Source organism: Enterococcus sp. DIV2379, from assembly GCF_050542965.1.
GTDB lineage: Bacteria > Bacillota > Bacilli > Lactobacillales > Enterococcaceae > Enterococcus_D > Enterococcus_D entomosocium.
Genome location: NZ_CP172938.1, coordinates 3433756 through 3448869, shown reverse-complemented (window position 1 = coordinate 3448869; position 15114 = coordinate 3433756). Strand labels below are relative to the sequence as shown.

At 43.2% G+C, this 15114-nt stretch carries 12 protein-coding genes and 1 pseudogene; 9 read left to right on the top strand and 4 right to left on the bottom strand.

Annotated features, from left to right (window positions below; translation table 11 throughout):
• The first annotated feature begins 29 nt into the window (after nt 1-29).
• Both IGI92_RS15870 and citG read left to right on the top strand, forming a co-directional pair.
• On the top strand, nt 30-725 hold the full coding sequence (locus tag IGI92_RS15870) for a GntR family transcriptional regulator (RefSeq protein WP_430607426.1): 696 nt from the start codon (nt 30-32) through the stop codon (nt 723-725).
• On the top strand, nt 718-1581 hold the full coding sequence (gene citG, locus IGI92_RS15865; RefSeq protein ID WP_430607424.1) for a triphosphoribosyl-dephospho-CoA synthase CitG: 864 nt from the start codon (nt 718-720) through the stop codon (nt 1579-1581). The genes IGI92_RS15870 and citG overlap by 8 nt, the downstream gene beginning before the upstream one ends.
• On the opposite strand, the gene IGI92_RS15860 is transcribed toward citG, so the two are convergent.
• A complete protein-coding gene (locus IGI92_RS15860; protein WP_008381846.1) occupies nt 1558-2274 on the bottom strand; it encodes a response regulator transcription factor in 717 nt (238 codons plus the stop codon). The genes citG and IGI92_RS15860 overlap by 24 nt on opposite strands.
• A gap of 53 nt (nt 2275-2327) precedes the next feature.
• On the opposite strand from IGI92_RS15860, the gene IGI92_RS15855 reads away from it, so the two are divergent.
• Complete coding sequence (locus IGI92_RS15855; protein WP_430607421.1) at nt 2328-4133, top strand: sensor histidine kinase; 1806 nt, start codon at nt 2328-2330, stop codon at nt 4131-4133.
• Nucleotides 4134-4148: 15 nt separating this feature from the next.
• Here IGI92_RS15855 and IGI92_RS15850 read toward each other — a convergent pair whose 3' ends face one another.
• Nucleotides 4149-4568, bottom strand: coding sequence for a phosphate-starvation-inducible PsiE family protein (locus IGI92_RS15850; RefSeq protein WP_008381850.1), 420 nt, complete (start codon nt 4566-4568; stop codon nt 4149-4151).
• Nucleotides 4569-5049: 481 nt separating this feature from the next.
• Here IGI92_RS15850 and IGI92_RS15845 point away from each other — a divergent pair, with 481 nt between their 5' ends.
• Nucleotides 5050-6573 (top strand): flavocytochrome c, encoded by a 1524-nt coding sequence (locus IGI92_RS15845; protein WP_005233089.1) that lies wholly within the window; start codon nt 5050-5052, stop codon nt 6571-6573.
• Between the two features lie 277 nt (nt 6574-6850).
• Nucleotides 6851-8233 carry a lytic polysaccharide monooxygenase gene (locus IGI92_RS15840; RefSeq protein WP_008381854.1) on the top strand — a complete coding sequence of 461 codons (1383 nt, stop codon included), beginning with the start codon at nt 6851-6853 and terminating at the stop codon, nt 8231-8233.
• Nucleotides 8234-8413: 180 nt separating this feature from the next.
• Here the strand turns inward: IGI92_RS15840 and IGI92_RS15835 are convergent, their stop codons facing one another.
• Together IGI92_RS15835 and IGI92_RS15830 are read right to left on the bottom strand one after the other, a co-directional pair.
• Complete coding sequence (locus tag IGI92_RS15835; protein ID WP_005230514.1) at nt 8414-9694, bottom strand: 2-hydroxycarboxylate transporter family protein; 1281 nt, start codon at nt 9692-9694, stop codon at nt 8414-8416.
• A 13-nt stretch (nt 9695-9707) separates the two neighbouring features.
• The gene (locus IGI92_RS15830) at nt 9708-11369 is read right to left on the bottom strand and encodes a malolactic enzyme (RefSeq protein WP_276525021.1); all 1662 of its coding nucleotides are present in this window, start codon (nt 11367-11369) and stop codon (nt 9708-9710) included.
• Between the two features lie 116 nt (nt 11370-11485).
• On the opposite strand from IGI92_RS15830, the gene IGI92_RS15825 reads away from it, so the two are divergent.
• From IGI92_RS15825 to IGI92_RS15810, 4 genes and pseudogenes are all read left to right on the top strand, one after another.
• Nucleotides 11486-12382, top strand: a complete 897-nt coding sequence (locus IGI92_RS15825) for a LysR family transcriptional regulator (protein WP_430607416.1) — start codon at nt 11486-11488, stop codon at nt 12380-12382.
• A gap of 277 nt (nt 12383-12659) precedes the next feature.
• A complete protein-coding gene (locus tag IGI92_RS15820) occupies nt 12660-12803 on the top strand; it encodes a putative holin-like toxin (RefSeq protein WP_015510573.1) in 144 nt (47 codons plus the stop codon).
• Between the two features lie 433 nt (nt 12804-13236).
• Nucleotides 13237-14649: pseudogene (dcm, locus tag IGI92_RS15815) on the top strand (DNA (cytosine-5-)-methyltransferase).
• Between the two features lie 249 nt (nt 14650-14898).
• Entirely contained in the window at nt 14899-15102 is a 204-nt protein-coding gene (locus IGI92_RS15810; RefSeq protein ID WP_005233104.1) for a hypothetical protein, read from the top strand.
• Nucleotides 15103-15114: the final 12 nt, after the last annotated feature.

The window sequence follows — 15114 nt, the reverse complement described above, 5'->3', positions numbered from 1 at the left end:
ATTTGTTTTTAGTATGATAGGAGTAAATCATGAATCCAATTATTGATGCAGTAAATAAAAATCTGGATCTGACCAAAAATAAACCATTAAAAGATTTGATCTATGAAGCGTTCAAAAAAACCATCATTTTAGGAGACATTCCCGCAGGCTCTCGCATCAATGAGAAAGAATTTTCCGATACGTTAAACATCAGCCGGACCCCAATTCGTTACGCTATGACTCAGCTGGTGGCTGAAAAACTGGTGGAACACGTACCAAAAATCGGCATCGTCGTAAAAGGGATCAGTATCAAAGATGCTTATGAGATTTACGATATCCGCAAATCATTGGATACATTGGCGACTATCAAAGCAATGGCCTTGATGAGTGAGGAGGATTTCCGGGAGATGCGCTGCTTGTTAGAACATGGCGAACAGCTGAATCGTGAGGATGATGTGGATGGGGTCTTGAAAAACTTTTCTGACTTCAATGCGTTTATTTACGAAAAAAGCCAGATGCTGCGGTTAAAAAGTATCGTGCTGGATCTGCAAGCGTACCTCGTTTATTTTCGTGACATTGCGATTCGCTCTTCTAGAAGAAGGGATGCGGCATTGGCGGAACATTGGCTGATTTATCGCGGCATGAGAACCAATGACACGGAACAGATCACGTTGTTGACCCATGAACATTTGAATCACTCCCTGCAATTTATTCTTGCTGAAATGGAGCGAAGAAAAATTGACTGATTCCCGTCTTTTTATCGCCAGCAGCTATGCAGTCAATGCGCTGCATTATGAGGTAGCGTTAGCACCCAAGCCTGGTTTAGTAGATCCTTGCTCCTCTGGTGCGCATCAGGACATGAATGTGTTTACCTTTATCAATAGTATCACTTGTTTGGCGCCGTTTTTTCAGCGCTATAGCCAAGCTGGCTTTGCCCATACAGGCGCCCTGATCCAGCTGTTTGACCAGTTACGTGGGATCGGTCAAGAAGCAGAAGAAGCGATGCTTCAGGCAACCAAAGGCATCAATACCCACAAAGGGGCGAACTTTTCCTTTGCAGTTTTGTTGGGGGCGACAGGAGTCTATTATCAACAGCATGACAAGGCTGTGCTGACGGCTGAAGATACTAATCAGATCCTGCAGCTTGCCGCCAACATCTGCCAGCATTTGGTCAAGCAAGACCTGCAGCAAATCACCCACAAAGACCAGTTGTCTTACGGAGAAAAAAATTATTTGACCTACGGCACGATGGGGATTCGTGGAGAAGCCGCAGCTGGTTATCCAACGGTTAAAAAACTGCTGGAGTACTTACGGCAGCAACCACAAAAAACCTCCGTTTCCTTGTTGCGAGGGTTGGTCTATCTAATGAGTGAAACCGAAGACAGCAACCTCGTCCACCGAGGCGGCTACGAGGCGATGAAGACCGTACAGCAGGAGATGCAAAAAATTCACCAAGCCAATCTGTCGGATACAGACTTGCTTCGTGAATTAACGACCTATGATCAAGTATTGATTGCACGCCATTTGAGTCCCGGCGGCTCGGCGGATCTTTTAACCTTGGCCCTTTATTTCTTGCAGCTAGAAGGCGTCTCCTTCTGGTAAAAAGGTATAGCCGATCCCCCAAACGGTTTTCAAAAAACGGGCTTGCTTCGGCTCATCTTCAATTTTGTTTCGCAGATGATTGATAAAAACCATCACGGTATTGGCATCGAATTGGCCATCTTGCCAAACATTGCTGTAAATCTGTTCTTTCGAGAACACTTGATCCGGATTTTCCATGAAAAAGCGCATCAGCATGATTTCTTTTGAAGACAACTTGATGGGCTGATCATTTTTGAAAAACTGATAGCGTTTTTGGTCAAAACGAAACATGCCGCTGCACAGATCCCCTTCCGGTTTGGCGATCCCTTTTTCTCGCAGCACGTTGCGGCGATCAAGAATCGAAACGATTTGTGCTTTTAAGAGTGCCGGTGAAAAAGGCTTCGTAATGTAGTGATCGGCACCGATCTCATAGCCGTTGATCATATCTTTTTCGTCACTTTTACCGCTCAAAAAGACGATCGGCACCGTGGGGTTTTCTTCTCGAATCAGTTGTGCCAAATGATAGCCGTCATTTTCATGCTCCAAACTGATATCCAGTAAAAAAAGATCAAAGCTGACACGAGAATTGATCGCAATCGTTTTTTCAACGGAATCAGTCTGGTAGATCAAAATGCCCGTCGATTGTAAAGATTTCCAAATCAGCCGCCGAATAGCAGGGTCATCATCAACGATTAAAATTTTTTCATCTCGCAAAATATCCGCCTCCTGTATCAATAGTATTATAGTAAATATGAAAGGGGTTTACAATGAAACCGCCATCAAAGTTTTGGCTGTATTTAAGCGTGGTCGCTACCTTATTCATTACATTGATTGGACTTATTTTTACCTTTACAAGTTATAAAAGCGCACAAAGACAAGCTGAAACCGTCGGGCTGCGGCAGTTAGAAACGGTCAACCAAGCGGCGATCAAGCTGATCAGCCGTAGTATCGAATCGTACCACATGGCTCTTGCCAATTATGCCGATGACCACCTCGAAGGTGCCGCCTTGGCTGATTTGCAGCGCCCCTTAACGTTACCAGTGATCAATTCCGCGAACAATGCCATGGTCGGATTGTTTTTGATCGACCAACAAGGTCAGGTCATCGCCCAAAATACCGCAACGTCGGTCAATAAACCAGAAGACCCGCCGGTGCAAGAATTGTTATTCAAAGACTCATCCTTAGACAAAGTATTGGCAGGACGGCAAGTACAAAATGGGCAAGTCTATTTTGATGGCAAGCAGGCCTATTTAAATGTGTATCAGTCCCTAACCCTTGACGACAAAGAAGCGGTTCTTGTGATGCCTTTGAATCTGCAGCGCATGTATCATCATGAATTTACCACCGATCGCAATGTTTCCGGCTATACGATGGTCAAAAACGCCGATATGCGGATCGTTATGCACCCATCGGACGAACAAATTGGTTTTTCCATCGTTGAGAGCCGCAAAAAAGAATTTCCAGAGCTGGATTTCACCGATCTTGAGCGCTTGGAGCAAGAACAAATCGACAATGAAGAAGGCACCTCCGTCTATTATTCTTATTGGTGGAACGAAGAAACACTGCAAAAAGTGCTGAAATTGGCTGCTTATCAATGGATCACCATCGGCGACAGTCGGCTGATCGTCGCCAGCAATGCCGATTTTTTGGAGCAAAGCGGTCTCTTTTTACAAGATAACTTGATTTTGATTGGCCTACTGGGTTTGTTGTTTGTCATTATGATTTTATTGACCGTCCTGATCAAAAACTACATGAAACGCAATCAAGCCTATGTCGAAAACCAAGCATTGAAAGAACGACAACGGCTGTTAAAAGAAAAGCACGAAATCGAAAAAAACATTTTGCAAGAATCAAAACTGGAAACCATTGGCTTGCTAACGACCTCAATCGTCCATGACCTAAACAACTTTTTGACGCCTATGATTGGTCATCTGCAATTGCTGATCGAGGAAAACCAACACGATGAAGTCTTAGTGGAGGACTTGCAAGAAGTCTGCAAAGCGGCGGAAAAAGGCAAAGAGTTATCCAGCAATGTGCTACGTTTTTCGAAACTCGAAAGTGCCGATAAAACTGTGCAGTCGATCGCTACTACCTTGACAGAAGCCATCGATACTATGCGCGCACTGTTGCCAAAAGCCTTTTCCCTTACGTATGATATCCAAGAAGTAGGATATGCCGTCTACGAGAAGATCGATCTGCAAGTCATTATTTACAATTTGTTGATGAATGTGTACCAAGCAAATGCCGATTGCAGCATTCGATTGAGTCGCACTTCGACAGAGAGCGCCACCTTTCCGTTTCGTAAGCAAGCTTTCTCCGCACAACAGGAGTTTGCTTTGATCGAAATCGTCGACAACGGTCCCGGCATACCAGAAGCGATCCAAGAAAAAATCTTTACCCGCTTCTTCACGACCAAGAGTGCCACTGGCGGTACTGGTCTAGGACTCTTTACTGTCTCTTCGATCGTGGAAAAAAACGACTGGTTGATCGATGTTACAAGTACGCCTAAAGGAACCACCTTTTATATTGGTATTCCTCTAACTGATCCCGAAAAAGCCACTGAACCCAACTGATCCAATGGGATGGTTTCAGTGGTCTTTTTCTTGGGCATGCTGGAAGGCATTGATTTTTTGCAGGACTAGCAAGACCAGTACCAAGACAAAAATCGCTAGAGCAAAAAATAGGGCATCGTTCGCCATGCCTTGCGTCAGCAATAGCTCGCGCAAAATCGCAGTAATACTGATCAAAATCAAGTAACGGACGGGAATATGGTGTCCGTCCTTCATATACCGCAGCAACATCAAAATGATTTCTAACAAAATGAATAACGTGGCAATTTCTTCAATCAAAAAGGACAGGTGGGGCGCTTCACTTAAAGGAAAGAGCGTCGTGCTGATCATAAAAATCGCTTTTCCCATAAAAATCAAGACGACAACGACTAAGATCGCTAACATGCTATCAATACAGATACTGATCACTCGCTCGAACATCCGGGTCAATTTTTCCATTTGCCACTCCATTTCTGCTTTTTCTTTTATTATACAAAAGAAGGCGCAGGACAAAGGGAAAAGAACAGTGAAAGAACAATCGCGGCAATATCTTTTTGACCGCGAACTTAACGGTCATTCTATGAGCGGAACCTTTGTGGCAGCTTTGAATAGCAGAAAGTAGCGAGGAAAATATAGTATCTTTTTCCGATAAAATTAGAAAAAGATGAGAATGGATAGTTAAAATATACACAAATTATTACGAGACACTTAGTTTCTTTTTTTGTTACAATGGTTAAATAAAATAGAACTCTGTTTAAATGTTGCTTAAACAATGTTTTTATCGCTATCGAATAGAAAAATAGTCCGATCGCAAGATGTTTACTATTGTTAATAAAGTAACAAGTTAAGCAGGATTCGCAAGGAAAATGCTTCTTTTCTCATCATATATGACGGGGATCAGTGAGGAGAAAAGGGCAAAAAGAAAAACGGAGGGAAACAAATGAAAAAAAGTGGATGGTCAAAATGGGTGATTGGGGCAGCCTCATTATTGTTGCTTAGTGCATGTGGTGCCGATGGCGGAACAAAAGCCAGCAGCAGTGCGGCAAGCTCTTCTTCAGAAAGTGAAGTCACTTCAGGTGCTTCCCAACAAGAGTATACCGATCCAGCAGAGTTAAAAGATCAATATGATATCGTCATCGTTGGTGCTGGCGGTGCAGGGATGGCAGCAGCCTTGTCGGCTAAAGATGCTGGAATGAATCCAGTCATTTTAGAAAAAATGCCGATCGCAGGCGGAAATACCTTGAAATCTTCTGGCGGAATGAACGCATCAGAAACCAAATTCCAAGAAGCACAAGGCATTGAAGATTCGAATGAACAATTTTTTGAAGATACCCTTAAAGGTGGTAAAGGAACCAACGATCAAGAATTGCTGCATTATTTAGTAGACAACTCTGCTTCAGCGATTGATTGGTTGGATTCAATGGGGATCACTTTAGACAATATCAGCTATAGCGGTGGTGCCAGCGTAAAACGGATCCATCGTCCTCACGACGGTTCAGCAGTCGGTACGTATTTGGTGGATGGCCTGTTGAGAAACATTCATGAGCAAGAAATTCCTTTATTTGTAAATGCTGATGTGACAAAAATCAATGAAACAGACGGCAAAGTCACTGGCGTCAACGTGAAAATCAATGGCGAAGAAAAAGAAATCGCTGGTGATGCAGTGGTTGTTACTACTGGTGGTTTTGGCTCCAACAAAGAACTGATCGAAAAATATCGTCCAGATCTGAAAGGCTATGTCAGCACGACTTCTGAAGGAAGTACAGGCGATGGCATCAAGATGATCGAAGAATTAGGCGGCGCAACGGTTGATATGGATCAAATCCAAGTCCATCCAACAGTGGTTCAAGATACAGGTATGTTGATCAGTGAAACCGTTCGTGGAGAAGGCGCCATTTTGGTGAACCAACAAGGGGAACGTTTCTACAATGAATTAGAAACCCGCGACAATGTTTCAGCTGCTATTACGGATCTGCCAGAAAGCTATGCCTACTTGATTTTTGACAATGCGTTAGCAGGTAGAGCCAAACAAGTCGATTACTACAAAGAACAAGGTGTAGTGGTAGAAGCTGACACCATCGAAGCGTTAGCTGAAAAAATTGATGTTGATCCAGCAACCTTGAAGAAAACTTTAGATACATGGAACCAAGCAGTGGCAGACAAAGCCGACAAAGATTTCGGTCGTGAAACGGCGATGGACTATGATTTGACGGAAGGACCATTCTATGCGATTCAAATTGCACCTGGGATCCACCATACAATGGGCGGCGTCAAGATCAATACGAAGACCCAAGTGTTGAAAGAAGATGGCACACCAATCACTGGCTTGTATGCAGCAGGTGAAGTGACCGGCGGTATCCACGGACAAAATCGAATCGGCGGCAATGCTGTAGCCGACATTATGGTCTTTGGTCGCCAAGCAGGCGCGCAATCCTCTGACTATGTGAAAGAAAACGGGAAATAAGCGGCTGTTTTTTCCTGAAAAAGATCGTCTATAAAGAAAGAAACTTGGAACGAATCCTCTTAAGTGATTAGGAGGAGAATCGTTTCAAGTTTTTTTGTATTTCTAACTGAAAGGACGGAAAACTAGTCATTATAATCTTATAATGATTAAGTCGTTTATCATACATATATAAATAAACTATTTATAAATGTAGGGTTTGCTTTTCAATGAATCGGAATCAAGGAATAAACGGATAGGATTGGTTTATTCGATGATAAAAAATTTTAGGAGGCAGAGTATGAAAAACGCATTGGTAAAATGGTCGGTCGGGGTGGCAATCTTACTTGGAGGGAGCTTGTTCTTCACGGGGAAACAAGTATTTGCTCATGGTTATGTGGAATCACCGGTCAGTCGGGGCTATCAAGGGTCTTTGGATCGCAATACGTTAGGGTGGAGCGCTGCGTTTGAGAAATATGGCAATGTCATTTCAAACCCACAATCATTGGAAACGAAAAAAGGCTTTCCAGAAGCAGGACCAGTAGATGGTCGCATCGCTTCGGCAGATGGTGGACTCGGACAAATCGGGGACTTTGTTCTTGATGAACAAGGAACCAATCGTTGGACCAAACAAGACATCAATCAAGGACCATTGCGGGTCAATTGGCATTATACAGCGCCTCACAAGACCACAAAATGGCATTACTATATCACGAAACCAGGTTGGGATCAAAACGCGCCACTTTCAAGAGATAGCTTGGAATTGATCGCTACTGTGAATCACGATGGTTCGGCTGCCAGCAATAGCCCAAGCCATACCATTACCATTCCAGAAAATCGTCTCGGTTACCATGTCATTTTAGCGGTCTGGGATGTTGCAGATACGCCAAATGCCTTTTATAACGTGATCGACGTCAACGTTTCCGGCTCAACGGTCATTCCCGAAAAACCAGCAGCACCAGCAAATGTCCGCTCAGAACGAGTGACTAGCAGCACGGTGGCTTTAGCATGGAACGGTCAAACCGATGCGAAAGAATACAACGTGTATCGCGATGGTGCCTTAGTGGCAACGACGACTGAGCCAACTTTTACCGACACACAATTAAAAGCCAACACAACCTATAGCTATCAAGTAGAAGCAGTCGGCTTTACTGCGTTAGTTTCAGAAAAAAGTGCTGCAGTGAAAGTGACTACCTCAGCAGACAATCAAGTCGAAACCCCTTCGACACCAGGCAACCTGCATCAAATGAGCGTGACAGACAGCAGCGTTTCCTTAATGTGGCAAGCATCGACTCATACAAATGGGATCGCTGGATATGATGTTTACCGCAATGGCGTCAAAATTGCTACGGCCACAGGAACAACCTATGAAGACACGAATCTAGCAGCGGATACAACCTACAATTACCAAATCAAAGCAATCAGCAAAACGGGCGAACAATCCGCTTTCAGTAACCAGCTGAGCGTGAAAACCAATGCCAAAGAAGAAACGGAAACACCTGGAGGCGGGGAGTCAGAATACCGTGTGTGGAAACTAGGTACATTCTCTGCACCAGAAGTGTATACAAGTGGTGAAATCGTGAGCCATAAAGGCAGCAATTATGTCGTGATTAACACCCACTCAAATTACGGGGACACCACTTGGTCTCCTGATCAAGCACCAACCTTGTTTCAGAAGCTGTAACCCTTGAATGAATCAGTAACGCAAGAGCAGTGCGGAGGCACTGCTCTTTTTGGCTCTTTTATGAGTGAATGGCTGAATCTTTGTTCGATTCGTGCAACCAATTGGACGAATTCGTTTGAGGAATGCAAAAACAGGTGCTGCTATGCATCATGCGTAGCAGCACCTGTTTTTTGTTTTAGATCAAGAATAGAAGAAACGGATCAAGATTCCACCTAGAATCAGCACGATCGCACCGCATAAACGGTTGGCCATTTGGGCAAAAGCAATCATTTCCATTCTATCAGAGGCAGACAATACAGCGATATTACCTGTTCCCCCCATCGAGTTGTTGATCATACCGGCGCCAATTGCGGTTTCAACGGGATACATCCCTAATACCATCCCGAAGAACCAGCTGGCAGCCCCCATAGATACGACACTGGTTAGGCAAAGCACGACAAATTGCCAAGTAAAGGCAGAGGCCAGTGTTGACAGATCGATCAATGCCAAACCAATCCCCGCCAAAACCGCGTGGGTCAAATTCGTCATTACAACATTGTTGAACATCACCACAGAATCTTCGAGTTTCTTAGGGACAATATTCAAGGCTTTCAGAATAAAGACAATCACGATCATAAAGGCATACTCGTGAATTTTAGGGAAAAAGTCGCTTAAAATCGCACCAACAACCAACAGTGAAAAGGAAAACAGCATCCCGACCCCGATTTGTTGGGCATCAAGCGTTATTTTTGGTTTTTCTAATTCTTCTTTCGTGGCATTGATCAGGGTGCCATGGCCATTGTATTTGGTTTTAGCAAAGGCCTTTGCGATAAATAAAGCACCAATAATGGCAAGAATATTCCCGAAAGTAACTGCTGGCGCTAATTGAGAAAAGATGGCGGCTTGATTGCCGTTTGCCAAGCCATCAGCATAAATTTGTGAAAGTGGGGTGATTCCCGCCCCCATCCCGCCAGACATCATTGGTAGAGACACATACATCACCGAATCAGCGAATCCATTGCCTAGCAGCATACCGACAAGGCCGACGGAGAAAAAGCCTACTACCATGGTGATCAAAGCAACAGGAATGAATTTCGTAGAAGCCTTCACCAACAAATTGCGGTTCATACCTAAAATCGAGCCGCAAATCAAAGCGGCAATATAGAAATCAAGAAAACCAAAACCGCCCCCCATGAAGTCACTGACCGCGTCAATGACTTTCGTGGGAACGAGATGGAAGGAGGCCAAAAGGGTGGCACCAAGCAGGGTAAAAACTGACCCACCGCCAAGATAAGAATTCATGATAGGGAGTTTTTCCCCAATGAAATACAGCAGGTGTCCTAAGGCAACCAGTAAAATGGTGATCCCGACCATATTTAATGGCAACTTGTCTAAGGCAATCGCACTGAATATGACAACCATGAAAAAGAGATACAAGGGAAGACTAATTCCCGAAATCGTCATCGTTTTTAATTTATTCATTTTTCAGACCTTCCTAGTATGTTGGATACCATTTAAGATTTTGGACAGCTTTTGCCATATCGGTTTCTTGCGCTTGGGCTAGTCCTTGTTCTTTGGCTTTATTGGCAACTGCTTCAGCCACTTTGATAGAAACGTCCGCAACGTATTCAAATGGTGGGAGAACAGGTGCACCGGGTTGGCTCAAATCAACCAAACCACTTAATGAGTGAGCAGCGGCACCAATCATTTCGTCGGTCAAGAGAGAGGCTTCTGAAGCCAACATACCTAACCCTAGACCAGGATAGATCAAGGCGTTGTTTGCTTGACCGATTTGGTAGTCGACCCCTTTGTATTGGATCGTTCCTGAAGGGACACCGGTTGCCACAAAGGCTTTTCCATCAGACCATTCGATCACTTGTTCAGCCGTTGCTTCTAATTTTTTGGTTGGATTCGAGATAGGGAAAATCACTGGACGAGCAGTGTTTTCACACATCGCTTCCACAACTTCTTTGGTAAAGGCACCGGCATTGGTTGAGGTACCGACCAAAATCGTTGGTTTTGCGACTTTAATGACATTGATCAATTGCGTCATATCGCCAGCATTGGCAAAGTCAGCCCGTTTTTTGGCAAATGGTTTTTGTGCAGGAGTCAAATCGGACATATCATCGAACAAAAGCCCTTGTTTGTCAACCATAAAGAAATGATTGTAGGCTTCTTCTTCTGAAAGACCTTCGCTGACCATTTCCGCATGGACACGGCTGGCAATCCCGGCACCAGCGGAACCACCGCCATAACATAAGTAGACTTGATCCGTTAATTTTTCACCTGTAATATCCAGTGCACCGAAGATACCGCCCAGCACAACGATTCCCGTTCCTTGGATGTCATCGTTAAAAGTTGGAATTGTTTGTTTGTATTTGTCCAAAATCGTTGCAGCATTTGAACGGCCAAAGTCTTCCCAATGCAAGTAAAGTTTAGGGAACAATGATTCTGCCGTTTGAACAAATTGATCGATGAATTGGTAGTAGGCATCACCGTAGACACGTTCTTGACGATTGCCTAGATACAAATGATCCTCTAACAATTCTTTACGGTTGGTACCGGCATCGATCACGATTGGTAAAACAGAAGCAGGGTCGATCCCAGCAGCAGCTGTATAAATCATCAATTTACCGACAGAAATATCGACACCTTGGACACCCCAGTCACCAATCCCAAGAATCCCTTCAGCGTCAGTGGCTACGATCAAGCGAATGTCCCGATCGCCAGCGGCATTTTTCAACGTTTCTTCGATATTCTCTGGATGATTGATATCTAAGTACGCTGCATATTGAGGATCCACAAATAGGCGGCTGTAATTTTCAATGGTATCAGCAATCGTTGGATCATAGACGATCGGATTGAATTCAACGATATGTTGGTTGAACAAATAGTAGAACAATGTCCGATTGGTATTAAAGATCTCCATTAAAAAGTGACGTTTTTCAATGTCTGATTCTTTGGTGACATATTGCAAATAGGCTTGTTCTGCTTGTTCTTCGATCGTTTGCACGTGTGGGGGCAATAAACCGATCAACCCTAGTTCTTTTCGTTCTTCTTGTGTAAACGCAGTTCCTTTGTTTAAAAATGGGTTATTTAAAATGTCATGTGCTTTCATTATGTTCCTCCAATGGATATATTTTGAGTACTCGTTCATTTCCATTAGCTACTTTAATCCTCGGACAGAATTATAGTCAACTATCGGTGGTATAATAAAAATTATTTATAACAAAACCGCTGCTAGTTTAAACCGGTTAAGGGAGGAATCAGACGATGAATATACGAGATTTAGAATACTTTAACGCTTTGGCTGATATGCTTTCTTTTACCCAAGTGGCGCATAAATTTGCGGTCAGTCAACCAACCGTCAGCTACGCTGTCAAACGCTTGGAAGAGCATTATGGCTGTGATTTGATCGTGCGAGAAGCCTCACATCGATCCATCTCATTGACCACGGAAGGGGAAATTTTGAAGGCTCATGCGCAATATATCTTAGATGAATTTGTGACCTTAGACAGAGCCATCGACCATGCCAAAAACAATCGGACCCATATCGGTTTGCCGCCGATCATTCGTTCCAAAGTCTTTTCAAAACTCTTAGATGAAAAAGAGATCATCCGCTTTATTTCGAAATTTCACTTGGTATCTGGGGGATCCAATGAATTGCTTTCAAAACTATTATCAGGAAAAATCGATTTCAGCTTGTTGGGCAGTGTCAATCCCCTCGTCCACCCGAATCTGCAGGTGAAGTTGCTGCACCAGCAAGAGTTTTTTTTCTTTGTGTCAAAAGAAAATCCATTGGCAGAAAAAAAGGAAATCTCATTCGAAGAAGCTGCCGAATATCCCTTTATCCTATTGGAAAAAGGCTATACCCACATGCGGGCCTTTCAGAATTTAAGTGAGAAATCAAAGAAGAAGCCCGAAGTCCCCTTTTATTTTTCAGACGTCCAGACGATTGGCCAACTGGTCAGTTCCAATATCGGCATTACCCTGATGACGGAATTTCCCGTGTTTCAAGAAATGGAAGGCTTAGTGAAAATACCACTGGTCCCTGAAGATAAGGAGATCTTTTATATTCAATATGCCTACTTAAAGAGTGCGATGTTGAATCAAGAGGTCCAAAAGTTGATCAGGATCTTGGATGAGCTGTCTTGGGAGGATGAAGGGTGAGGAATGGGGGTTTCTTGAGGTAAGGTCAGAGAAAAATGGTGTCGGTATGTGTTCTTGAGCTGCTGAAATAAAAGGGATCTTTCAACGTGGAAAAAACAAATGGATGGTTCCTTTAAACGATGAAACGAGAAAAAAATTCCTTTACTTAGACCGTTCTTACCGCATGGAAAAACGCTGGAAGCCTTGATAAATATCGGTTTTTAGCGTGGATTTTTGGTATAATAGTAGGACAGTAAAGTTTGTGACGGTGGCTATCTTTTGAAAGGTGGTGGTGCTTATGAAAGTAAGTGTTCACTCTTTAGAAAGGAGAAGCCTTTTGTCTGTAGCTGAAGCATTAGGGCTAATGATTAGTTTCGGTTCTTTAATCGCAACGATTATCTTTGGCATCCTAACTGCAGCAAAAAACGACAAAAAAAAGTAACCAGTCACTAAACTTTGGCGAGTTGACTGATTACTAAAATAATATAAAACTTGCCACCGTCTTAAACGGTGCTGTAGGGGAGTTGTTCACGCAACTCCTCTTTACACAATAATTATAGCAAGATTTCGGTGAGATATCAATCATTGACGCTACAGACGTGCTATTGCACGTCTATTTTTTTGTCCTCCTAAGTGGTGGGGAGCAGCTGGAAGGTGGAGGGCAAAAAAGATCGCTTTTCTTTCTTTAAAAAGGTCTAAGTACCACCATTTTTCCGCAATTTAACCATCCATTTTCTCGGTATTCTTAATCCATCAGGTACTTGAAATACCTTTCATGCGCATGAAGAAACTGAGTGAACAATGGAAAATGGTACAACAGAAAATAAAGGCACCTTTTTAGATCTTTTTCAGGAATCGAAGGATTTCGTTTAGGGATGGAACAAGCTGGCTACCGATGTGTTGGGTATTGTGAGATCGATGGCCATGCCAGAAAAAGTTATCAATCAATTCCTGACACAAAACAGGAGGTAGAAATGTATGATATCACAAAATTTTCAGATGAATTTATTCGAGGAATCGGACGTGTGAACATTATCGCGGGAGGATTTCCGTGCCAAGCTTTCAGCCTTGCTGGAAAAAGAAAGGGTTTTTCAGATACTAGAGCAACTCTCTTTTTTGATAATGCATGCTTAGCATCTACCTTGCGACCTAAGCTTTTATACCTTGAAAACGTCAAAGGACTTCTCAACCATGAACGAGGGGCTGCGTTTGAGACAATCCTCCGAACCTTGGATGAATTGGGGTATGAAGTGGAATGGCAACTGTTTAAAAGCAAAGAGTTTGTCGCCCAAAACAGAGAGCGTTTATTTATTATCGGACATCTTAGAGGAGCAGGTACCAAAAAGATTTTCCTATCACAAGAGAAGAAGGATCAGCTGATCAAAAATCAGGAAGGATCCATTTAGCTGGCGTCACATGCAGCGAATGATTTCAGTCGATTTACACGAGAAAGAACGTACTATACGGACGGTCTGATGGGGACTTTGACCGCAACGGACTACAAAACACCGAAACAAATCGTTGTTGGCAACGTCAATCCAAGCGGTGGAGGAATGAATGGCCAAGTGTATGACGCTTCAGGACTTAGTCCTACGATCACCACAAACAAAGGAGAAGGAAATAAAATTGCGATCCCGATCCTAACGCCAGATAAAGCTACTATTCGTCAAAACGGCCGTAGAATGAAGGAAAATGAAGCGCCGATGTTTACCTTAACCACACAAGATCGTCACGGAATTATCGTGGCAGGGTCGATCGATGGTTCCTATCGATCAGCTGCAGCGATCCATTCCGTAGAAGGGTTATGCCCTACACTTACCACCATGAGTGGTGGCGTCCACGAACCCAAAATACTGGTGAAAGAAGCCACGAAAAAAGGCTATACTGCAGCACTACCAGGCGATAGTATCAATTTCGCTTATCCTAAATCTACAAAACGTCGGGGACGTGTGGGAAATCAGCAAGCAAATACCGTCGTTACAGGTGATCAGCAAGCCGTAGTAACCGATGATTTTCAGATCCGGAAACTAACACCACTTGAATGTTGGCGACTGCAGTCGTTTCCTGATTGGGCCTTTTTGTCAGCGAAATTCGGTAGTAGGCAGATCGCTGAAGAAATAATCAGTAACGGGCTTGATCACTATAACTGCAGATACGATCAAAAAACTTCGGACAGTCAGCTGTACAAACAAGCTGGAAATTCGGTTACTGTATCAGTCATTTATTTCATAGCAAAGCACTTCGAAATAAACGATACGACGGCTTTTGATCGCTTTAGCGAAAGGTAAAAAATTATAGATAGTTCTTGGAAAGAACGGTATGCCGTGATATAATAAATATACGGTGTACCGTTATTTTGTTTAGGTTAAGGAGGGATTTTATTAAAAATAGACGGAACAAAAAAAGCATTTATTCTGCTGGGAACAGAATAAATGCACAGTAACAAATCCTTTCACGGGACGCTACTACTCAAAATATACCATAATTGCGAGTAGTGGCAAGCTTTAATTGTCACACTCCTTTCAGGAGGAAAAAATATGTATGCAGATAAAGAAAAAATTGAATGGCTGCTATTTAAAAGCGGTCACTCGATCACTGAAATCAAGAATAGATCCGAAGTCAAAGCAATGACTGTCTCTGATTTGATGCACAAGAAATCTTCTATAGAAAGAATGCGATTCGATAACGCTGCAAAGCTTACAAAACTTGCGGATCAATTAAAAGAAGAAATCACTGAATAATCAGGGTTTTGC

Excerpts from the sequence above, each read along its gene's own strand:
- IGI92_RS15850 (WP_008381850.1), bottom strand. The coding sequence starts at position 4,568 with ATGGAAAAATTGACCCGGATGTTCGAGCGAGTGATCAGTATCTGTATT.
- IGI92_RS15825 (WP_430607416.1), top strand. The coding sequence starts at position 11,486 with ATGAATATACGAGATTTAGAATACTTTAACGCTTTGGCTGATATGCTT.
- IGI92_RS15810 (WP_005233104.1), top strand. The coding sequence starts at position 14,899 with ATGTATGCAGATAAAGAAAAAATTGAATGGCTGCTATTTAAAAGCGGT.
- IGI92_RS15840 (WP_008381854.1), top strand. The coding sequence starts at position 6,851 with ATGAAAAACGCATTGGTAAAATGGTCGGTCGGGGTGGCAATCTTACTT.
- IGI92_RS15835 (WP_005230514.1), bottom strand. The coding sequence starts at position 9,694 with ATGAATAAATTAAAAACGATGACGATTTCGGGAATTAGTCTTCCCTTG.
- IGI92_RS15855 (WP_430607421.1), top strand. The coding sequence starts at position 2,328 with ATGAAACCGCCATCAAAGTTTTGGCTGTATTTAAGCGTGGTCGCTACC.
- IGI92_RS15870 (WP_430607426.1), top strand. The coding sequence starts at position 30 with ATGAATCCAATTATTGATGCAGTAAATAAAAATCTGGATCTGACCAAA.
- IGI92_RS15830 (WP_276525021.1), bottom strand. The coding sequence starts at position 11,369 with ATGAACGAGTACTCAAAATATATCCATTGGAGGAACATAATGAAAGCA.
- IGI92_RS15820 (WP_015510573.1), top strand. The coding sequence starts at position 12,660 with ATGAAAGTAAGTGTTCACTCTTTAGAAAGGAGAAGCCTTTTGTCTGTA.
- IGI92_RS15845 (WP_005233089.1), top strand. The coding sequence starts at position 5,050 with ATGAAAAAAAGTGGATGGTCAAAATGGGTGATTGGGGCAGCCTCATTA.